Origin of the sequence: Rhizobium bangladeshense (genome assembly GCF_017357245.1) — a bacterium.
Lineage (GTDB): Bacteria > Pseudomonadota > Alphaproteobacteria > Rhizobiales > Rhizobiaceae > Rhizobium > Rhizobium bangladeshense.
Map to the genome: position 1 here is coordinate 1,237,083 of NZ_CP071612.1, position 18,527 is coordinate 1,255,609.

The 18,527-nt window shown below is 63.1% G+C and carries 20 protein-coding genes; 10 read left to right on the plus strand and 10 right to left on the minus strand.

What is annotated here, in order from left to right:
* The first annotated feature begins 117 nt into the window (after nt 1–117).
* From J2J98_RS06030 to J2J98_RS06040, 3 genes are all read left to right on the plus strand, one after another.
* On the plus strand, nt 118–753 hold the full coding sequence (locus J2J98_RS06030; protein WP_207602628.1) for a LysE family translocator: 636 nt from the start codon (nt 118–120) through the stop codon (nt 751–753).
* Between the two features lie 144 nt (nt 754–897).
* Entirely contained in the window at nt 898–1,338 is a 441-nt protein-coding gene (locus tag J2J98_RS06035; protein WP_138393591.1) for a c-type cytochrome, read from the plus strand.
* Nucleotides 1,339–1,530: 192 nt separating this feature from the next.
* On the plus strand, nt 1,531–2,445 hold the full coding sequence (locus J2J98_RS06040; RefSeq protein WP_138393590.1) for a c-type cytochrome: 915 nt from the start codon (nt 1,531–1,533) through the stop codon (nt 2,443–2,445).
* 24 nt (nt 2,446–2,469) lie between these two features.
* On the opposite strand, the gene J2J98_RS06045 is transcribed toward J2J98_RS06040, so the two are convergent.
* Nucleotides 2,470–3,099: a glutathione S-transferase family protein gene (locus J2J98_RS06045; RefSeq protein WP_207602629.1), complete on the minus strand. Its 630-nt coding sequence runs from the start codon at nt 3,097–3,099 to the stop codon at nt 2,470–2,472.
* A 66-nt stretch (nt 3,100–3,165) separates the two neighbouring features.
* Nucleotides 3,166–3,660, minus strand: a complete 495-nt coding sequence (locus J2J98_RS06050) for a GNAT family N-acetyltransferase (RefSeq protein ID WP_064711045.1) — start codon at nt 3,658–3,660, stop codon at nt 3,166–3,168.
* A 320-nt stretch (nt 3,661–3,980) separates the two neighbouring features.
* On the opposite strand from J2J98_RS06050, the gene dmeR reads away from it, so the two are divergent.
* The 3 genes from dmeR (at nt 3,981) to bla (ending at nt 6,349) form a co-directional block, all read left to right on the plus strand.
* Nucleotides 3,981–4,253, plus strand: coding sequence for a Ni(II)/Co(II)-sensing transcriptional repressor DmeR (gene dmeR / locus J2J98_RS06055; RefSeq protein WP_064711046.1), 273 nt, complete (start codon nt 3,981–3,983; stop codon nt 4,251–4,253).
* A gap of 94 nt (nt 4,254–4,347) precedes the next feature.
* Complete coding sequence (gene dmeF / locus J2J98_RS06060) at nt 4,348–5,346, plus strand: CDF family Co(II)/Ni(II) efflux transporter DmeF (protein ID WP_207602630.1); 999 nt, start codon at nt 4,348–4,350, stop codon at nt 5,344–5,346.
* A gap of 97 nt (nt 5,347–5,443) precedes the next feature.
* A complete protein-coding gene (bla, locus tag J2J98_RS06065) occupies nt 5,444–6,349 on the plus strand; it encodes a class A beta-lactamase (RefSeq protein ID WP_207602631.1) in 906 nt (301 codons plus the stop codon).
* A 194-nt stretch (nt 6,350–6,543) separates the two neighbouring features.
* Here the strand turns inward: bla and J2J98_RS06070 are convergent, their stop codons facing one another.
* The 5 genes from J2J98_RS06070 to J2J98_RS06090 all read right to left on the minus strand — a co-directional run bounded on the left by J2J98_RS06070 (nt 6,544) and on the right by J2J98_RS06090 (nt 12,536).
* The gene (locus tag J2J98_RS06070; protein WP_207602632.1) at nt 6,544–7,008 is read right to left on the minus strand and encodes a hypothetical protein; all 465 of its coding nucleotides are present in this window, start codon (nt 7,006–7,008) and stop codon (nt 6,544–6,546) included.
* A gap of 91 nt (nt 7,009–7,099) precedes the next feature.
* Nucleotides 7,100–9,439, minus strand: a complete 2,340-nt coding sequence (locus tag J2J98_RS06075) for a glucose/quinate/shikimate family membrane-bound PQQ-dependent dehydrogenase (RefSeq protein ID WP_207602633.1) — start codon at nt 9,437–9,439, stop codon at nt 7,100–7,102.
* A gap of 12 nt (nt 9,440–9,451) precedes the next feature.
* The gene (locus tag J2J98_RS06080) at nt 9,452–9,595 is read right to left on the minus strand and encodes a hypothetical protein (protein ID WP_156665736.1); all 144 of its coding nucleotides are present in this window, start codon (nt 9,593–9,595) and stop codon (nt 9,452–9,454) included.
* Nucleotides 9,596–9,752: 157 nt separating this feature from the next.
* A complete protein-coding gene (locus J2J98_RS06085) occupies nt 9,753–11,255 on the minus strand; it encodes a protein adenylyltransferase SelO (RefSeq protein WP_207602634.1) in 1,503 nt (500 codons plus the stop codon).
* 387 nt (nt 11,256–11,642) lie between these two features.
* Complete coding sequence (locus J2J98_RS06090; protein ID WP_207602635.1) at nt 11,643–12,536, minus strand: LysR family transcriptional regulator; 894 nt, start codon at nt 12,534–12,536, stop codon at nt 11,643–11,645.
* A gap of 103 nt (nt 12,537–12,639) precedes the next feature.
* Between J2J98_RS06090 and J2J98_RS06095 the strand changes: the two genes are divergently transcribed.
* The 3 genes from J2J98_RS06095 (at nt 12,640) to J2J98_RS06105 (ending at nt 15,857) form a co-directional block, all read left to right on the plus strand.
* Complete coding sequence (locus J2J98_RS06095; RefSeq protein ID WP_207602636.1) at nt 12,640–13,509, plus strand: SDR family oxidoreductase; 870 nt, start codon at nt 12,640–12,642, stop codon at nt 13,507–13,509.
* Nucleotides 13,510–13,547: 38 nt separating this feature from the next.
* Nucleotides 13,548–14,021: an SRPBCC family protein gene (locus tag J2J98_RS06100; RefSeq protein ID WP_138393581.1), complete on the plus strand. Its 474-nt coding sequence runs from the start codon at nt 13,548–13,550 to the stop codon at nt 14,019–14,021.
* 384 nt (nt 14,022–14,405) lie between these two features.
* On the plus strand, nt 14,406–15,857 hold the full coding sequence (locus J2J98_RS06105; protein WP_207602637.1) for an MFS transporter: 1,452 nt from the start codon (nt 14,406–14,408) through the stop codon (nt 15,855–15,857).
* A gap of 16 nt (nt 15,858–15,873) precedes the next feature.
* Here the strand turns inward: J2J98_RS06105 and J2J98_RS06110 are convergent, their stop codons facing one another.
* Both J2J98_RS06110 and J2J98_RS06115 read right to left on the minus strand, forming a co-directional pair.
* Entirely contained in the window at nt 15,874–16,107 is a 234-nt protein-coding gene (locus tag J2J98_RS06110; protein WP_207602638.1) for a hypothetical protein, read from the minus strand.
* Between the two features lie 22 nt (nt 16,108–16,129).
* Entirely contained in the window at nt 16,130–17,077 is a 948-nt protein-coding gene (locus tag J2J98_RS06115; protein WP_207602639.1) for a homocysteine S-methyltransferase family protein, read from the minus strand.
* Nucleotides 17,078–17,297: 220 nt separating this feature from the next.
* Here J2J98_RS06115 and J2J98_RS06120 point away from each other — a divergent pair, with 220 nt between their 5' ends.
* A complete protein-coding gene (locus tag J2J98_RS06120) occupies nt 17,298–17,975 on the plus strand; it encodes a TetR/AcrR family transcriptional regulator (RefSeq protein ID WP_064706614.1) in 678 nt (225 codons plus the stop codon).
* Here J2J98_RS06120 and J2J98_RS06125 read toward each other — a convergent pair.
* Nucleotides 17,972–18,490 (minus strand): DUF1697 domain-containing protein, encoded by a 519-nt coding sequence (locus tag J2J98_RS06125; protein WP_207602640.1) that lies wholly within the window; start codon nt 18,488–18,490, stop codon nt 17,972–17,974. The genes J2J98_RS06120 and J2J98_RS06125 overlap by 4 nt on opposite strands.
* Nucleotides 18,491–18,527: the final 37 nt, after the last annotated feature.

Consider the following 18,527-nt stretch of genomic DNA (forward strand, 5'->3'; position numbering starts at 1 on the left):
ATCTCCCACGCTCCTGACAATACACTGTCAGTTGGGTTTGCGTATAGAGCCGTCTATCGGATTGAAATCAATCGCGGTCTTTCGAAAATGGCCCGCGGAATGAAGGCGGTAACTGACATGAACTACCATGAAAACCTGTGGCTCTTCTTCACCCTTCTCTTCGGCATCATCATCGTGCCGGGCATGGACATGCTCTTCGTCCTCGCCAATTCGCTGACGGGCGGCGTCCGCCGCGGGCTGGCTGCCACAGGCGGCATCATGGCAGGCGGTGCGGTGCATTCGGCCTATGGTGCGGCCGGCGTCGGCGTGCTCGTCACCATGCTGCCGCAGCTCTTCAACCTGCTGCTCTTTGCCGGCGTTGCCTATATGATCTGGATCGGCGTTTCGCTGATGCGCAGTTCGATCACTGTGGAGGCGGTCGGGCCGGCGACGGCGCGCTCCGCCTGGCGCGCTTTCCGTCAGGGCGCCGTCACCTGCCTCGTCAATCCCAAGGCCTATATTTTCATGTTCGCCGTCTACCCGCAGTTTCTGAGGCCGGAATACGGTCCGGTCTGGATGCAGGGCCTGATCATGGGTCTCATGACAGTCACTACGCAGTTCGCCATTTACGGCACGCTGGCGATGACAGCCGGCCGCAGCCGCGACCTGCTGGTCGCAAATCCCGACGCCACGGCCTTTGTCGGCCGCTTCGCCGGGCTGCTGCTGGTTGCGGTCTCCGCCTTCAGCCTTTGGCAGGGTTGGAAAACTGCATGAGTCGCCAGTGCTTATCACATTGTTTTTATGACCCTCCGGCAAAACGTGACCGCCTGGACGCATGGAATTTTGTCATTCTGCCGGTGCAGATTGGCAACTGGCCGTTTTGGCCCCAGGAACAACGCAGAGAAATGGAGAGGAAATATGAACTGGAAAGCAGTAGCTGCCGCCGCAGCGATGGCCGGCTTGGCCGTGGGTTCGGTGACGGCCGCCGACGGCACGCAAGATTCGCGCGTCGCGCAGATGAAGCAGATGGGTGGATCGACCGGCGCGCTTTCAGCCATCGCGAAAGGCTCCAAGCCCTATGATGCCGAGGCAGTGAAGGCGGCGCTGACGACGATTGCGACGACTGCCAAGGCCTTCCCCGACCAGTTCAAGCCCGGCAGCGATATGAACGACCCTGGGGCCAGCCCGAAAATCTGGGAGAACATGGAGGACTTCAAGGCTCGTTCCGAAAAGCTCTCCGCCGATGCCGAAACCGCTCTCGCTCAGCTGCCGGCTGATGCCGCAGCCGTCGGCGCTGCGGTCAACACGCTCGGCGCCAATTGCGCTGGCTGTCACAAGGCCTATCGGCTTAGTAAGTGAGCGATAGGCCTGTCTGAGCAAGTCCAGCAAAACTGCGGAGCGGTTTTGTGTTTGGAATTGCGCAAAAGCGAAAATGATCTGGACACTCGATTCGCGCTGCACTTGCCGCCGGCGCGGATCGCATTATTGTCCGCTCGTGCGGACCGGTCGCGGATCGACCGGAGAGGAATGTCTTCAAAGGGGAGGCGGCGTATGGTCCGTAGGTTCATCCGGTTTCTGCTCTGTCTGATCGGCGTCGCCGTGCTCGGCGGTGGCGCCTTCTATCTCGTCACCGCGCCCGATCCGCTGCCGGAGAGCCACTGGGCCAACCTCGGTGCGCCGGACACGGCAAACGGCGAGATGGTTTTCTGGACGGGCGGCTGCGTCAGCTGCCATGCTGCGCCCGGTTCCGAAGGCGATGCCAGGCTGACGCTGTCGGGCGGTCTGGCGCTCAAGAGCCCTTTCGGCACTTTCCACGCGCCCAACATCTCGCCGGATGAAAAGGCTGGCATCGGCGCCTGGACGCTCGCCGAGTTCGGCAACGCGATGAAGCGCGGCGTCGGCCGGGGCGGGGAGCATCTCTATCCGTCCTTTCCCTATGGTTCCTATGCGCGCATGAGCGACAAGGACGTCAACGATCTCTTCGCCTTCCTGAAGACGCTGCCGAAGAGCGCCAACGTAACGCCTCCGCATGAACTGCCCTTTCCCTACAACGTCCGCCTGGCGCTCGGCGGCTGGAAATTTCTCTATCTCAACGATCAGCCGCGCGTCGCGCTCGCCAGGGGCGACGACAAGATCAAGCGCGGGCAATATCTCGTCGAAGGCCCCGGCCATTGCGGCGAATGCCACACGCCGCGCGATGGGCTCGGCGGCTTCCAGGCAGATCAGTGGCTCGCCGGCGCGCCCAATCCGGAAGGCAAGGGCCGCATACCCGATATCACCCCGGCCTCCGAGAGCATCGGCGGCTGGAGCGAGGCGGACATCGTCAACTACCTCGAGACCGGCTTCACGCCCGATTTCGATTCCGTCGGTGGCCAGATGGTCGACGTTCAACAGAATATCGCCCGCCTGCCGGCCAGCGACCGCGAGGCGATCGCCGCCTATCTGAAGGTGGTGCCGGGGCGTTAGCGCCTTTGCAAAACCGACGCCTCTTTACAGGGAGGTGGGGCCTGGCATCAGATCATAGGGGTGGCGCCAGCCGGCCATGTTGCTGATCCGGTCTTTCCAGGCTGCGATGGCCGGATAAGCGCTGTGATCGATCCCGGTATCCTCCGGCATGAAGACATAGCCTGCCAAAGAGAGGTCCGCGATCGTCAGCCGGCCGCTGACCATGAAGGCCCGGCCTGTCAGGTGTTCGTCGACAATGGCATAGGCAGCTTTGGCCCTCAGTCTTAAAAACTCGGTGACCGGTGTCTCGCCGCTCTTCTGGAGGCCGTAGATGAACCTCAGCGTCGCGTAATAGCTGGTGAATTTGTGGTTATCGAAGAGAATCCAGCGCATGATGTCTCGCCGCTCTTCGGCTGTCTGCGCCCCAAACTGCCCTGTCACCTCCGATAGATAATCCAGGATGATTCCCGATTGGCTGATCTTCGTGTGCCCATGTTCGAGCACAGGCGCCTCGCCCTGTTCGTTTACGGTTTTCCGCCATTCTTCGGTTCGCGTTTCGCCGCCCAGATAATCCACGAAAACGCTTTCCCACTCGATGCCGGCAAGCGCAAAGAAGAGCGCGACCTTGTAACAATTCCCCGAGAGAGCGAAGCAATGGAGTTTGAAATCAGGCATGAAAGTTCCTTATAGGACAAAGACTTGAAGCGTCGGCCGAGCGAATTTGAAGGATCGCGAAGCGCTTCAGGCGATCGACTGCATGTAACGCATACCGGTAACGGGACGCGGGGTAAAATCCATCTGTTCGTAGAAGCGGTGCGCCAGCACGTTGCCGGTCGCGGCGCTGACGGAGAGGTAGCCGCAGCCGGCATTGCGCGCGGTCTCGCGCGCCCGGTCGACGAGCAACTGGCCGGTGCCGTGGCCGCGATGGCCATCGCGCACGAAGAGATGATGCAGGTCCATGCCGCGCTTGCCTTCCTGCGCCCTGTAGAGCGGCACGAGAATGGCGTAGCCGATCAGCCCTTCGCCGGTCTCGGCCACAAGCGCGGTAATCCAGGGCAGCGGGCCGAACAGGTCGCGTTCCAATTGCTCCGGCGTCGCAGCGGCCGCATCGCCGTGATGGGCGGCAAGCAGGGCGATCATTTCGTTGAGCTCTGGCAGATCGCGCGGCTTGGCGGTGCGGATCGTCACCACCGATGGGCGCATCAGTGAAATTTCGCTGTCTTCGATGTCGGTCATGGTCTTCGCGTCCTTCGATAATCTGCCGTCAGGACGCTGCCGATACAACAAAGCCGCCTGACGGCGGCTTGTTGACAATATGATCTGTCCGGCCGCCCTTTACAGGTACAGCCAAAAATACGAGCGGCTCTGGTGCACGTTTTTGATCATAGAGCATCAATCGTCGCAAACGCGGCGTTTGTCAATGGCAGATCGCCGAAGCGTCATCGATCCGCCGGTCTAGCTGTTCATCCGGGGCCGAAAGCGAAAAAAGCCGGCCGTTTGCGCTTGGCTCCATGCTCATGATAGGGTACCCCCCTATACTAAAATGAGAACCTTCCATGTCGCACACCACCCTGCAGAAGAAGAAGCTCATCGCCCGCATCAGCCGTCTGAAAGGGCAGATGGAGGCGGTCGAACGGGCACTGGAGGCCGAGCGCCCCTGCGGCGAAATCCTGCAGCTGCTCGCTTCCGTCCGCGGCGCCCTGACCGGGCTGACCGGCGAGGTGCTGGATGATCACCTGCGCGAACATGTGCTGAATGCCGAGGATGATAGGGCGAGGGCTGAGGCGGTCGAGGAAATATCCGAAGTCTTGAGAACCTATATCCGCTAGAGCCAGTGATGCGGATTTCCAGGAAACTGAAAAAACCAGAAACTTGGGGCGGCTCTGAAAGCCGAATCGCTCCAGCGTGACGAAGGAGCCTGTAATGAGTGCCGGAATAGATAAAGCTGCGATGAGCCGCCTGCAGCACGACCATGTGTTCCTCGGCGCCGATCACGCGCGCAACGAGCGGCGCATCTGGCTGGTGATCGCGTTGACGGCGGTGATGATGGTCGCCGAAATCGCCGCCGGCAGCGTCTACGGCTCCATGGCCCTCGTCGCCGACGGCTGGCACATGTCGACCCATGCCAGCGCTCTCCTGATCTCCGCACTTGCCTATCTCTTCGCCCGCAGGCAGGCGCGAAATCCGCGCTTCACCTTCGGCACCGGCAAGCTTGGCGATCTCGCCGGCTTTGCCAGCGCCATCGTCCTTGCCCTGATTGCCCTGCTGATGGCCTGGGAAAGCCTGCTGCGCCTCTCCAATCCGGTGCCGATCGGTTTTGCCCAGGCGATCGCGGTCGCCGTCATCGGACTTGCCGTCAACCTCGCCAGCGCTTGGCTGCTGGCGGGCGGCGGTCACGCGCATGGCCATCACGCGCACGGACACCACGCGCATGGGCACCACGCACACCACCACGCCCATGGTGGCCATGGCGACCATGCCCACCACCACACAGAGGCCGGCGACAACAATATTCGCGCCGCCTACCTGCATGTCATGGCCGATGCGCTCACCTCCGTGCTCGCCATCGCGGCACTCACCCTCGGCAGCCTTTATGGCTGGCTCTGGCTCGATCCCATCATGGGCATCGTCGGCGGGCTGGTCATCGCCAACTGGTCCTGGAGCCTGATGAAATCTTCCGGAGGCGTGCTTCTCGACGTCGTGCCGGAAGGTGAGACGCTGCCGGGCGAAATCCGCGAGGCCATCGAGACCGAGGAGGACCGGATCACCGATCTGCATGTCTGGCAGGTCGGCCCCGGCCATCACGCGGCGATCGTTGCCGTCGTCACGTCGCAGCCGCGCGAACCGGCCTTCTACAAGGGCAGGCTTTCGGCGCTCGAAGAATTGTCGCATGTGACGGTCGAGGTCACGCGCGCCGCCTGATTGGCGAAGTTGCCGCGCGGACGAACAAGGTTGTCGAGCGGACGAGATGCCGCCGCAATCGGTCCTTAGCTCTGTCACCGACTCGCCGGAGGATTTCATGGATATCAGTCTTACTCGCCGCACGCTGATCGGCTCGGCACTCTGCTTGCCAGCCTTGGGTCTATCCGCACTGGCGCTTCCCGCCGATGCGCAGGAGAGTGCCGGGGAGGGCGACGACAATATCGAGCGGCGGCTTGCCGCGCTGGAAAAACGCACCGGCGGCCGTCTCGGCGTCTCGGTGCTCGACACCCAGACGAGCATTTCCTTCGGCTATCGTGGCAGCGAGGCCTTTCCAATGTGCAGCACCTTCAAGGCGCTGGCCGCCGGCTTCGTGCTGGCCCGCGTCGACAAAGGCGACGAAAAGCTCGACCGGCGGGTGACTTACGGCAGGGACAAGCTGGTCGACTATTCGCCGCTCAGTGAAAAACACGCCGGCGTCGACGGCATGACGATCGCCGAACTCTGCGAGGCGGCGGTGACCGTCAGCGACAATACGGCCGGCAACCTGCTGCTCGAAAGCTTCTGCGGCCCGCCGGCGCTGACCGACTGGCTGCGTTCGATCGGTGACGGCACGACGCGCCTCGACCGCACCGAACCGACGCTGAACGAGGGCAGAAAGGGTGATCCGCGCGACACGACGACGCCGGACGCAATGCTCGACACGCTCGGAAATCTGACGCTCGGCTCGGTGCTCACCGAAGCCTCTTCGGACAGGCTGATCGCCTGGCTGGTGGCAAGTTCAACAGGCAAGGAGCGGCTGCGGGCGGGCCTGCCTCAGGATTGGAAGGTCGGAGACAAGACCGGCACCGGTCCGAACGGCTCACTCGGCGACATCGCCGTGATCTGGCCGCCCGACCGCGGCCCGATCGTCGCGGCCGTCTATATCGCCGAGGCAACCGCGCCGGTGAAGGATCTCAATCCGATCTTTGCCGAAGTCAGCAAGATGATCACCGAGATGGTGTGACGCAGGTAATGCGGAGGGCATGATCGACAGCTGTTCGGTTTGAGCCGGAGAAAGACCTTCCCTACAACTATCTCCCAAGTGACCACGCTGCAACTGTTGGCACGTTGAAGCCCACACCCATGGCCGCCCCCCTTGGACGCCTCGGCGTTCGTCACACCGACGACGTGTGGGACAGCTGCGCGAAACGCTCCCGCTCAGACGGCGGCGATGTCATCCGTCGTTTCGCTGCCGTCAGTCTCGATGCCGGCCATCTCGCGCTTGATCTGCTCTGCGATCTCCTTTTCGATTGCCGCGCGCTGGTCGGCAGGCATGGCGGCCAGATCGGCTTCGGTGAGATCGTGCTGCTCCAGGTAGCGGGCTCGGATATACTCCGCCGGCGTCATGTTGCCCCATTCGGAAAACTCGTCGATCAGGGACTGGTGCACCGCGCCCGCCGCTGCCTCCTTGTCCGAAGGTGCATCGATATAGGGGCCTTCGGTGCTTTGAAGAGCCCAGACAGTGTTGGCGATCGACGGCGGCGTGCTGCTTGGTTCGAGACCGGGCCCGCCACTGCGGGCGGCTGTGGTGAATTCCGTCGTCTGTTGTTTCTTGGATTTGGGCTGCTGATCGAAAAGGCCGCCGATCCCATAGTAATTGCGAATATTGCTACTGATTTCCATAAAAATCTCCCCATAAAACGGGGAGACAATGGCGCGGCAACCCTGCCTAGAACTTGCGCCGGCTCTTCCACTCGAGAAAAGCAGCTTCCCATCACGGCAGCGTGTAGGCGATGACATAGTCGCCGGGCTTGGTGCCGACAGAGCCGTGGCCGCCGGCGACCATGACGACATATTGCTTGTTGTCATCGGTCGTATAGGTCATCGGCGTCGCCTGGCCGCCGGCCGGAAGCCGCGTCCGCCAGAGTTCGTGCCCGTTCGTCACGTCGTAGGCGCGCAGATAGTTGTCGACCGCCGCGCCGAGGAAGGCGACTCCGCCCTTGGTCAGCATCGGGCCGCCGATGCCGGGCACGCCAAGCTTGAAGGGCAGCGGCAGCGGCGTCATATCGCGGACGGTGCCGTTCTTATGCATGTAGGCGATCTTGCCGGTGCGCAGGTCGACGCCTGTGACATAGCCCCATGGCGGCGCCTGGCAGGGGATCTGCAGAGGCCCGAGGAAGGGTCCCATGAAGACGCCGTAGGGCGCGCCGTCATTGCGGTTGAGCCCCTGTTCGCTGCCCTTCTCGTCCTGGCCTCTCGGCGGAATATCGGCAGCCGGCACCAGGCGGGAAGTGAAGGCGAGATAGGTCGGCATGCCGAACATGATCTGCCGCTCCGGATCCACCGCCACCGAGCCCCAGTTGAAGGTGCCGAAATTGCCGGGATAGACGATCGTCCCTTCGAGCGACGGCGGCGTGTAGCGGCCTTCATAGCGATAGCGGTGGAAATCGATGCGGCAGAGGAGCTGGTCGAACAGCGACACGCCCCACATGTCCTTTTCCTTAAGCGGCTCGGGCGAGAAGGTGAGGTCGGAGATCGGCTGCGTCGGCGCGGTGTGGTCGCCAGAGACCGCTCCGCCGGGGGCCGGGATTTCCTTGATCGGGATGATCGGCTCGCCGCTGCGCCGGTCGAGCACATAGAGATCGCCCTGCTTCGTCGGGCCGACGAGGGCTGGAACCACAGTGCCGTCAGGCTTGGTAAGGTCGATGAGTGCGGGCTGCGCCGGGACGTCCATGTCCCAGAGATCGTGATGCACGGTCTGGCGCACCCAGCGCAGCTGGCCGGTGGCGATGTCAAGCGCGACGATCGAGGAGGAGAATTTCTCGACATTGTCGCTTCGGTTGATGCCGATCTGGTCCGGCACCTGATTGCCGAGCGGGATGTAGACCATGCCGAGCGACTCGTCGACGCTGAAGACCGACCAGCTGTTCGGCGAGTTGGTCGTGTAGGTCTGGCCCTCGGCGAGCGGTGTCGTCACATCAGGGTTGCCGGAATCCCAGTTCCAGACCAGCGCGCCGGTCTTGATGTCGAAGGCGCGGATGACGCCGGATTGCTCCTCGGTGGAATAATTGTCGTTCACCGCCCCCCCGACGATGATCTTGCCGGCCACCGCGACCGGCGGCGAGGTGGAATAATAATAGCCGGCCGGATTGAAGCGCATGCCGGTTTCCAGGTGCAGCACGCCCTGATCGGCAAAGCTGGTGCAGACCTTCCCGTCGGCCGCATCGAGCGCGATCAGCCTGGCGTCCGAGGTCGGCAGGTAGACACGCTCGGCGCAGGGCTGGCCGGCGGCGGCATCGGGATCGGCATAATAGGTGACGCCGCGGCAGGTCTGATGCTGACGGTTGGGATTCATGCCCGAGTTCGAGTCGTATTTCCATTTCTCCTTGCCGGTCTTGGCGTCGAGCGCGATCGCCCAGTTATGCGGCGTGCAGAGATAGAGCGTGTCCTTCACCTTGAGCGGCGTCACCTGATAGGTCGTCTCGCTGATATCCTCCGGCCGCTTGACGTCGCCGGTCTGATATCTCCAGGCTTCCTTCAGCGTCGAGACGTTCTCGGCGGTGATCTGGTCGAGCGGCGAATAGCGCTGGCCGAAGGGGGTGCGGCCATACTGGTGCCATTCTCCATCAGGCACGCTGCCGCCGACGGCCGGGCTGGCCGCGACCTGATCCTTCGGCAGTTCGCCGGCCAGATCATGCGGGTCTGTTGTCATCGAATAGACGGCGACGAGGATGGCGAGAATGACGGGCACGGCGAGCGGCCAGGGATTGGCGCCGTAGGCGATGCCCGTCGGGCTGCGAAAGCCGAGCGGCCGGCGGATCCAGGGCGTCAGCAGCCAGAGGCCGAGAAGAATGATGACCTCGCCGCGCGGCCCTAGCTGCCACCAGTCGAAGCCGACCTCCCAGACCGCCCAGGCGAGTGCGGCGACGACGAGCACCGCATAGACCCAGAGCGCCGCCGCCTTGCGCATCAGCAGCAGCCCGGCAGTGACGAGAAACATCAGGCCGGCGAACAGATAGAAGACGCTGCCGCCGAGCGTCACGAGCCAGAGGCCGCCGCCGCCGAGCGCAAGCCCGATGATGATGAATAGGATGAAAGTGACGATGATAGCCATGGCGGTTCCTAATCACTGCTGGGATTGGTCAAGCGCGTGCGGGGATGGCTGTCCGGGGGTCGGCGGTTCGTCTGTGCCGATGCCGGTGAAAAGCAGGAGAATGACGATCAAGACGATTGCGGCGCCAGCGGTGATCAGAAGGTTGTTCTTCTTCATAGGCAGATCCCTCGCAAGAGCGTTCTCAACCCCCGGTGCAGAAAATAGTTCCCATGTCGGAAATGTCAGTCCGTTATCGACTGAATTTTTCCTCCGATCGGCGGGTCCGATCCGGCCAATGCGGGGAGGCTACGCTTGCGATGCTGGCGACCCGCCCTTACGTGCCGCAGAAGGTCTGCAGCACCCGTTCTTCCGGCTTGGGCGGCTCCATATAGGCGGCGAATTCCGGCTGATCCTTGTAAGGCTTCGAAAGCACCGAGAGCAGCGCCTCGAACAGCGAGAAATCGCCGTTCTCGACCGCGGCCTCGATCGCCTGTTCGACCCGGTGATTGCGGGGGATGAAGGCTGGGTTGACGCTGCGCATGGTGATGGCGCGTTCGGCGGGTGTCTGCGGATCACGCGATAGTCTCTCGCGCCACTGCGCGAGCCAGGGACGGCAGGCCTCCGGCTCGCGGAAGCTGTCGGCAAAGGCTGGTTCTGCGGCGTCGTTGCCAGCAAGATCGGACAGCCGCCGGAACGCCAGGGTAAAATCGGCGCCCTGCGCCTGCATCAGCGACAGCAGCGCCTGGACGAGGTCGAGATCGCCGTCTTCGTCTCCGGCAAGGCCGATCTTGTCTTGCATGCCGGCCAGCCACGCAGCCTGGAACCGCTCGCCATAGGCCCGGATCACCGCATTGGCCTTGTCGACCGCCTTGTCCGGCTCGGCGTCGATCAGCGGCAACAGCGTTTCGCCGAGCCGCGCGAGGTTCCACTGGCCGATGGCCGGCTGATTGGCATAGGCATAACGGCCATGTTGGTCGATCGACGAGAAGACGGTCGCCGGATCATAGGCATCCATGAAGGCGCAGGGGCCGAAGTCGATCGTCTCGCCGGAAACCGTCATATTGTCCGTGTTCATCACGCCATGGATGAAGCCGACATGCAGCCAGCGGGCGATCAGCGCCGCCTGGCGCTCAGACACCGCCGAAAACAGCGCGAGATAGGGCTCCTCCGCCTGCTTCAGCGCGGGATAGTGCCGCTCGATCACATAGTCGGCGAGCGCCCGCACGCCGTCTGTATCGCCCCTTGCCGCGAAATACTGGAACGTTCCGACCCGGATATGACTTGCGGCGACCCGGGTGAAGACCGCGCCCGGCAGCACCTCTTCGCGATAGACCGGCTCGCCCGTCGTCACGGCTGCCAGTGCCCGCGTGGCGGGAATGCCGAGCGCGAACATCGCCTCGCTGATGATATATTCTCTGAGCACCGGCCCGATGGCCGCCCGCCCGTCGCCGCGCCGTGAAAAAGGCGTCGGTCCCGCACCCTTCAGCTGGATATCGAAACGCTGGCCGCCGCGGGCGACCACTTCGCCGAGCAGGATCGCCCGCCCGTCGCCGAGCTGCGGCGAGAAGCCGCCGAACTGATGCCCCGCATAGGCCATCGCCAGCGGTTCGGCCCCTTCGGGGACGAGATTGCCGGAAAAGATCGCCGCCCCGTCGCGGCGCAGCGCCTCGACGTCAAGCCCGAGCTCGGCGGCAAGCGGTTCGTTGAGCTTGATCAGCCAGGGTTCGGTCACCGGGGTCGGCGCTTGCGGCGCAAAGAAGCGCTCGGGCAAGCCGACATAGCTGTTGTCGAACGGAAAGGCCGCGCCGGACCTGATTTTCTGCGAGGTCGAGGTCATCACTCATAGGTAGGGCCGGGGTGGCCGCAGCGCAAGCCGCTCCCGTGAAGCCAGGTCTTCAGGCCCCGGGGCAAGCTTCCGTTCGTCAGGCGATGCCCGCCAGGACGATCAAGCCGACGAAGGCTCAAAGTGGGGGCAAGCATCACGGTGGCGTAGGACAGTAAAAGCTGCCGCGACGATGATCACCGCGCCGAAAAGCAGTCCGATATCGCGAGTAGCCCTGAACGGCGATCATGACCGCGACTGCTGTTTCGAGCGCGCCGGCCACACGACGCCGCCACCTGGGGCAGTTCCAGTGAACGAAGCTGTCTTGCGCCGCGCGCGTCCCGGTGGAGTTGAACACGAGGCCTTCCCGCATAGGCGATCGCTCGAGGAGGAGTGCCCCGCTCATGGTTCAATATAGGCGGCAAGTTCTTCAGGCGTTCCCTGCGGAAAGGCTGCTTTCAGATAGTCCAGAAACGCCGAGACCCGCGCGCTGAGTAGCCGCCGTGTCGGATAGAGTGCCCAAAGGCTGGTCTCAAACTCTTCCACTTCGCCCCAGCTGACTAACGTGCCGGCGGCCAGATCGGAGTTGGCCAGGGAGAGGGGTAGACGCGCTGCGCCCACACCGGCGCGAACGGCATCGCGAACCATGATCAACGACGAGAGGCTCAGAACCGGCTTGGTCGCCAGGCGCGACTTGCCCGCGGGCGTCGCGACCTCCCACGATTCGGCCTGCGTCATCGATCCCCGGATCACGGCAGGAACGGGCTCGCGGCCAACTGGACGCGGCAGGTTGGGGCTTGCCACCACGACCAACCTGTCACGCAGGAAAACGCGCCCGACGAGATTTTCATCCGACTGCGGATTCACGCGAATGACCAAGTCGTAGGCTTCTTCGATCATGTCGACGGCCCGGTCTTCCGTCGTGATCTCAAGCTGAATTTCGGGGTATTTCAGGACGAATCCCGCTGCGAGCTTTCCCAGCGCTGTCTGGGAAAACAGCAGCGGCGCACTAATCCGTAATCGTCCCCTGGGGCTATGCCCGCCCGAGGCGATCGCCTTCGCCGTTTCATCAAGCTCGGTCAGCAGCGCGCCAGTCCGTTCGAACAGAGCGCGCCCCTCCTCGGTGAGCTTCAGCGTGCGCGCACCTCGCTCGAACAGGCGCAGATCGAGATCTGCCTCCAGCTCCGCCACGCGTCGGGACAGCGTCGCCTTCGGACGGTTCGCCGCCCGTGCGGCCTTGCCGAATCCGCCATGGCGGGCGACGAGATTGAAATCGGCAAGCGCGAGCAGGTCCATGTGTTCCACCGGCGAGACACTGCGTCCAAATACAGCGTCTATCGGGAATAATTTGGATCATTAATTTGGAGGGTGTCAACTGAAACCAACCGGAGTGACCCCCATGACCATTCTCGTTACTGGCGCCACCGGCCGCGTCGGCCGCCATGTCGTCGACCAACTCGTCCACCGCGGCGCAAAGGCGCGCGTACTGACCCGCGACGCTTCACGGGCCAATGTTCCGGCCGGCGTCGAAGTCGTCCAGGGCGATCTGCTAGACATCGATGCGGTGCGCAGCGCCTTCAACGGCGTAAGCACGCTGTTCCTTCTCAACGCCGTCACTGGCGACGAATTCACCCAGGCGATCATCACGCTCAATATCGCCCGCGAAGCGGGGATCGAGCGGGTGGTCTATCTTTCTGTGTTCGAAGCCGATCGCGCGGTGAACGTGCCGCATTTCGCCGTGAAATTCGGCGCCGAGCGCATGCTCGTAGAGATGGGCTTCAGCGCCACCGTCCTGCGCCCAACCTACTTCATCGACAATGAGCTGATGATCAAGGACGTGATCCTGGGCCACGGCGTCTATCCGATGCCGATCGGCAGCAAGGGCATCGCCATGGTGGATGCCCGCGACATCGCCGAGGTCGCCGCGATCGAGCTGATCCGTCGCGATACCGCGCCCGGCAAGCTGCCGATCGAGACCATCAACCTGGTCGGCCCCGACACGCTGGCGGGTACCGATGTGGCCAAGATCTGGTCGGACCTGCTGGGCCGCCCGATCATCTATGGTGGCGATGATCCAAGCGGGTTCGAGCGGAACGTGGCGAGCTTCATGCCGAAGTGGATGGCCTATGAAATGCGGCTGATGGCCGAGCGCTACCTCAGCGACGGCATGATCCCTGAAGCCGGCGACGTCCAGCGCCTGACCCAGATGCTGGGCCGCCCGCTGCACTCCTATCGCGACTTCGCGGCCGCGATTGCGACCGCCGCCTGAAGGCCGGGCACCCCGATCCGACGAGAAGGAGATCCATCATGATCTATTCAACCGCCACCGTGCCGGTGAACCGCCCCGGCGAAATTGAGTTAACCCGTGAGCAGGTCTGGAAGGGCCTGGAACGAAAGGCGCGTGACGCGCGCCTGTTCCTGCCTGCCGGCCTCTGCACGCGCTGCGATGTGATGGAGGAGAGCGCAACCCATTTCGTGCGTGAAGCCACCATTGGCGGCGCTGATCTGCGCGAGATCATCACGCTTGAGCCGCAGCGCAAGGTCACCTTCTTCCAGGCGATCGGTCCGCGCGAAGGCGTCATCATCAATGAGCTGTTCGAGGACGAGGCCGGCCAGCTTCAGCTCAAATTCTACTGCTACCTGGGCCTGCGCGACAAGCAGGCGGGTGGTCCCGAGGAGCAGGCCGAGCAGGCGCAGTTCGACAGCGACAAGGGCTACAAGGCCGCCCTGCAGTCGACGCTCAAGCGCACGCGCGAGCTGCTCGCCGACGGCGCGCTCTGAGCCCGCGCCACGGTTCATCTCAAGCCACGGACAAGGAGATATTCCATCACCGATGTCTGGTCCCCAATGCGGCAGCTTCGAGCTGCCGCATCGCTGCGCCGATGAAGCCGGTGCGCCTGCGGTCCTTGCGGAAAGGTCATACTAATATCCTGCGCTCGATACTTCCTCTTGGCGGGCATGAAAGGCCCCGTCACGAAGATCGCCCCGATGCAAGTAATCGTGATCCGCCTTTACCTCTCGTCAAAGCTGCTTTGCCATAAAGGACATAGCGCCGCCATGATCAGGGGCGTATAGCAGATCGTCTCCCTTGGCCATGCGCCATGTCATCCCCGCGGCCTTGCTGCTTCCTCTGCTCCGCCGCGCCACCGCGAGTGATACCGGACGATGTCGGATCAGATTTACCAGGCGCCGACGGTTCCGCGCGCCGCGCCCAATTTCCGCGTGATCGCGATGATCGTCGCGAGTGCGATGCTGATGGAAAATATCGACGCCACCGTGCTGGCGACCGCACTGCCCACCATGGCGCGCGATTTCGCCGTCAACGCACCGGCCATGTCGATCGCGCTGACTTCCTATCTCCTGAGCCTGGCGATCTTCATTCCGGCAAGCGGCCGAATGGCCGACAGCTTCGGCTCGCGCACCGTTTTCCGCGCCGCCATTGCAGTGTTCGTCATCGGCTCCATCCTCTGTGCGCTCGCGCCGTCACTGCCCTTCCTGGTGCTGGCGCGGCTGCTGCAGGGCATGGGCGGCGCTATGATGATGCCGGTCGGCCGCCTGGTGCTGATGCGCAGCGTCGCTCGCAAGGATATGGTCAGCGCCATGTCCTGGCTGCTGGTGCCGGCGCTGATCGGCCCGATCGTCGGCCCGCCGCTCGGCGGCTTCATCGTCACCTATCTTGACTGGCGCTGGATCTTCTACATCAACGTGCCGATCGGCATTGTCGGCATGATCTTCGTCTCGATCTATATCGATGAGGTGAAGGGCAAGGCAACCGGCCCCTTCGATACGCTCGGCTTCATCCTCTCCGGCATCTCGCTCGGCTCGCTGCTTTTCGGCTTCGAAATGTCGAGCCATGAAGGTGAGGGGGCCTTTTCGATCTTCCTGATCGCCCTTGGTCTCATCTTCGGCATCGCTTATCTCAAACATGCCCGCAGGCATCCTTCGCCGATCATGGATTTCTCGCTGATGAAGGTGCCGAGCTTCGGCACCTCCGTTATCGCCGGCTCGCTGACGCGCATCACCCAGGGCGCCCAGCCCTTCTTGCTGCCGCTGCTTTTCCAGATCGGCTTCGGCCTGTCGGCAGCCGCCGCCGGCCAGATCGTCATCGCCACCGCGCTGGGCGCGCTCGCCATGAAGCCGATGGCGAAGCTTGTCTTCAGCCGGCTCGGCTTCCGCAGAAGCCTCGTTCTCAACGGCATCCTCGGCACGGCCGGCTACGCCCTCTGCGCCGCCTTCAGGCCGGACTGGCCGATGCCGCTGATCTTCGTCGTCCTGGTGCTCAGCGCGTTTTTCCTATCGTTCCAGTTCACCGCCTACAACACCATTGCCTATGACGAGATCGAAAGGGAGCGGATGAGCTCGGCCACCAGCTTCTACACCACCTTCCAGCAGCTGATGCTGTCGCTCGGTATCTGTATCGGGGCCTTGGCGCTGCATGGCTCCATGGCCTTGTCAGGCGCCGAAACGCCTGATCTCGGCGATTTCTCCACCGCCTTCATCGTCGTCACCATCATCTCGATCACTGCAACCGTCTGGAACCTGCGCTTCTCGCCGGCTGCCGGCGAGGAGATCAGCGGCTATAAGGCGCGACGGACGAAAGACGCCGCCGGAGCCTGACGCCGCCTTTCCTTCCTCAGATGTCGAGCAGCGCCCGCAGCCGCTGGCGTCGCGATGGCCGGCCTTCGCGCCGGTCCGCCTCGATCCCGTAGGCAATTGGTCCGTCGAGGCCGCCGAAGGCTGCAAGATCGATGTCTCGCAGCGCTACTTCTACCGCCGCTTCGGCCTCGGCGGGCCTACGCCATCCCGTGATCGCAAGCCACAGATCACGCCAGCCTCGCTCGCGCCGCGCCATCCCCACCATCCTCATCGTCCAGCCCTCCCTGCCGGTCTCACGCCGCCTGCGGCAGGCATGCCTCGCAGATCGCCGCGACATGGCGATGGTCGGTGCCGCAGCAACCGCCGAGCACGCGCAGCTCAGGCATGCGATCAAGAAGTTTGCGGTATCGCCGACCGAGATCGTCGGGATCGCCCGCGTCCAGTGTCTCGCTATTGTCCAGCTGCGCGTGACTCATGGTCGAGGCGTTGGCGCGGATGCCGAAGATACGCTTTGCCCAAGTGCTTGAAGGGTCGAGGGCGGATTCGAAATGCGTCGGGTGGGCGCAGTTGATCATGTAGTACGCCGCTGCTCCGCCGGTGGCCGCATCCGTGGTCTCGATCGCTTCCTGAATGCTTCGGCCCGTCACCAGCCTGCCGTCCGTCTCCAGCGTGAAGGAGATGGCGCAGGGCATGGCGAATGACTTTGCCGCACGCACCACGCCGATCGCCTCGTCGATATTCGTCAGCGTGAAGGCGCTCACCATATCCGCCTCCGTGCCGCCGAAGGTCTCGATCTGGAAGGCGTGATAGTCCTCCGCCTCGTGCGCGCTCATCATGCCCGCCTTGTAGCCATCTCCGCGCGGACCGATAGCGCCGCTGATGACGATCGGTTGCCCTGGCTGCTCATAGGCGTTGCGCAAGCCCGCAAGCAGCTCGACGGCTTGCTCATTCGCCGCCTTCAATGCTTCGCTCGTATAGCCGAGCTTTCGCCCCCAGTCCGGGTTTGCCCGCCACGTGGCGGTGTCGAGCACGAAGCCGGTGCCGTGCTGCCGTGCGATATTGAGGTAAGGGCGATAGTAGTTCCGCGTGCGCTGCCGACCGTCTTCGGAGGCCAGCAGTACGAAAGAGGCGAAATGTGGAAGCGCGATGCCATCGTGGAAGATCATCGTTGTTTCCATGCCGCCATCGGTCAGGAAGGTGCCGCCTTTCAGCTGCGGCAAGTCATGTCTATACTTTGCCATTGTTGAAGTTTCTCCCGTCGCGGCGCCTGGACTGGCTGCCGTCGATGAGTGATGTTCTGCCGCTTAATCGGCTGCCAAACTAGACGACTTGAGGTATACTGGCGGCTGTTTCGGTTTTACCGGTTGGAAATCAACTGCTTGGCGAGGCCGATGCTGGCGCGGACGGATACGGGTCTGACCCTGCGGCGCTCGGAACTGTACCGCAGGTACAGGAGGGGATATGCGAAAGGGAGAGGAAACGCGCAGCCGCATCCTCGATGTGGCCGAAGCGGCAGTCTTGCAGAAGGGTTTTGGCGGGACCTCCATCGAGGAGCTGATCGCCGAAACCGGGATCACCAAGAGCGGCTTCTTCTATCACTTCAAGGATAAGAACGAGCTCGCCAAGGCGCTGCTCAACCGCTACATCGAAAACGACGAGCGCATCTACGACGAGATATTCGGCCGCGCGCGCGATCTGATGGACGATCCGCTGCAATCCTTCCTGCTCGGCCTGAAACTCCTTTCCGAGCTGCTTGCGGATCTGCCGAATGGCCATCCCGGCTGCCTGGTCGCGACCGTCTGCTATTATGAGCGGCTGTTCGACCGGGAGATCCAGGAGACAAACCGCAATGCGGTTCTTGCCTGGCGGCGGCGCTTCGGCCGCATGCTGCGCGAAATCATGGAAGTCTACCCGCCGCGCGAGCCCGTCAATGTCGACCAACTCGCCGATATGGTTTCCTCTGTGCTCGAAGGCGGTATCGTCCTCTCGAAGACGCTGAAGGAGCCGAACACTCTGGCCGAGCAGGTGCTGATGCTGCGGACCTTCGTGCGAATGCTCTTTTTGCCGGCTGTCGAGCCTCCCCTCCCGGCCGTCAGGCGGGGCCAGGCCTTTGGCGCGGCCGGCAGCGGTCAGCCTTAGCCGTCCATCTCAGCCGCCAGTTCGGCGAGCTTGCGCACTGTGTTGAGATTGCGAGACGTTCCGGGCTTCAATGCCGGCAGCTTCAGCTTCGAGCGGCCGGAGCCGTTGGGATAGTGCACATAGATTTCCCGGCCGGCGAGCTGCGCTTCCTCGCCGTCAGGCGCAACCATCTTTTCCAGCGCATCGCGGGGTACCGCTTCTGGCAGAAAGTAGACGAGCAGGAAATTCGGCTTGGCATCGGGAAAGGGCGCTTCGGCGGCAATTGCCTCAAGTTCCTTCCGGCTGCGCACCATCACGCCCGGCGGCTTGCCCATCTTCTTGCTGAGCGCCTCGTCGAGCTTTTCCTCGACTGCATTTTCTTTCTCATCCGAGCGGAACAGCACATTGCCGCTCTGGATGTAGGTTTTCACGTCGCTAAAGCCGAGGCCCTCGCAGATCTCCTTGAGTTCAGCCATCGACAGTGAGCCGGTGCCGCCGACGTTAACGGCGCGGAGGAGGGCGATGTAGACGGGCATTTCTCTCTCCCTTGACCTTGTGCCGTGTGGCACGGCA

Excerpts from the sequence above, each read along its gene's own strand:
- J2J98_RS06030 (WP_207602628.1), top strand. The coding sequence starts at position 118 with ATGAACTACCATGAAAACCTGTGGCTCTTCTTCACCCTTCTCTTCGGC.
- J2J98_RS06035 (WP_138393591.1), top strand. The coding sequence starts at position 898 with ATGAACTGGAAAGCAGTAGCTGCCGCCGCAGCGATGGCCGGCTTGGCC.
- J2J98_RS06040 (WP_138393590.1), top strand. The coding sequence starts at position 1,531 with ATGGTCCGTAGGTTCATCCGGTTTCTGCTCTGTCTGATCGGCGTCGCC.
- J2J98_RS06045 (WP_207602629.1), bottom strand. The coding sequence starts at position 3,099 with ATGCCTGATTTCAAACTCCATTGCTTCGCTCTCTCGGGGAATTGTTAC.
- J2J98_RS06050 (WP_064711045.1), bottom strand. The coding sequence starts at position 3,660 with ATGACCGACATCGAAGACAGCGAAATTTCACTGATGCGCCCATCGGTG.
- dmeR (WP_064711046.1), top strand. The coding sequence starts at position 3,981 with ATGTCGCACACCACCCTGCAGAAGAAGAAGCTCATCGCCCGCATCAGC.
- dmeF (WP_207602630.1), top strand. The coding sequence starts at position 4,348 with ATGAGTGCCGGAATAGATAAAGCTGCGATGAGCCGCCTGCAGCACGAC.
- bla (WP_207602631.1), top strand. The coding sequence starts at position 5,444 with ATGGATATCAGTCTTACTCGCCGCACGCTGATCGGCTCGGCACTCTGC.
- J2J98_RS06070 (WP_207602632.1), bottom strand. The coding sequence starts at position 7,008 with ATGGAAATCAGTAGCAATATTCGCAATTACTATGGGATCGGCGGCCTT.
- J2J98_RS06075 (WP_207602633.1), bottom strand. The coding sequence starts at position 9,439 with ATGGCTATCATCGTCACTTTCATCCTATTCATCATCATCGGGCTTGCG.
- J2J98_RS06080 (WP_156665736.1), bottom strand. The coding sequence starts at position 9,595 with ATGAAGAAGAACAACCTTCTGATCACCGCTGGCGCCGCAATCGTCTTG.
- J2J98_RS06085 (WP_207602634.1), bottom strand. The coding sequence starts at position 11,255 with ATGACCTCGACCTCGCAGAAAATCAGGTCCGGCGCGGCCTTTCCGTTC.
- J2J98_RS06090 (WP_207602635.1), bottom strand. The coding sequence starts at position 12,536 with ATGGACCTGCTCGCGCTTGCCGATTTCAATCTCGTCGCCCGCCATGGC.
- J2J98_RS06095 (WP_207602636.1), top strand. The coding sequence starts at position 12,640 with ATGACCATTCTCGTTACTGGCGCCACCGGCCGCGTCGGCCGCCATGTC.
- J2J98_RS06100 (WP_138393581.1), top strand. The coding sequence starts at position 13,548 with ATGATCTATTCAACCGCCACCGTGCCGGTGAACCGCCCCGGCGAAATT.
- J2J98_RS06105 (WP_207602637.1), top strand. The coding sequence starts at position 14,406 with ATGTCGGATCAGATTTACCAGGCGCCGACGGTTCCGCGCGCCGCGCCC.
- J2J98_RS06110 (WP_207602638.1), bottom strand. The coding sequence starts at position 16,107 with ATGAGGATGGTGGGGATGGCGCGGCGCGAGCGAGGCTGGCGTGATCTG.
- J2J98_RS06115 (WP_207602639.1), bottom strand. The coding sequence starts at position 17,077 with ATGGCAAAGTATAGACATGACTTGCCGCAGCTGAAAGGCGGCACCTTC.
- J2J98_RS06120 (WP_064706614.1), top strand. The coding sequence starts at position 17,298 with ATGCGAAAGGGAGAGGAAACGCGCAGCCGCATCCTCGATGTGGCCGAA.
- J2J98_RS06125 (WP_207602640.1), bottom strand. The coding sequence starts at position 18,490 with ATGCCCGTCTACATCGCCCTCCTCCGCGCCGTTAACGTCGGCGGCACC.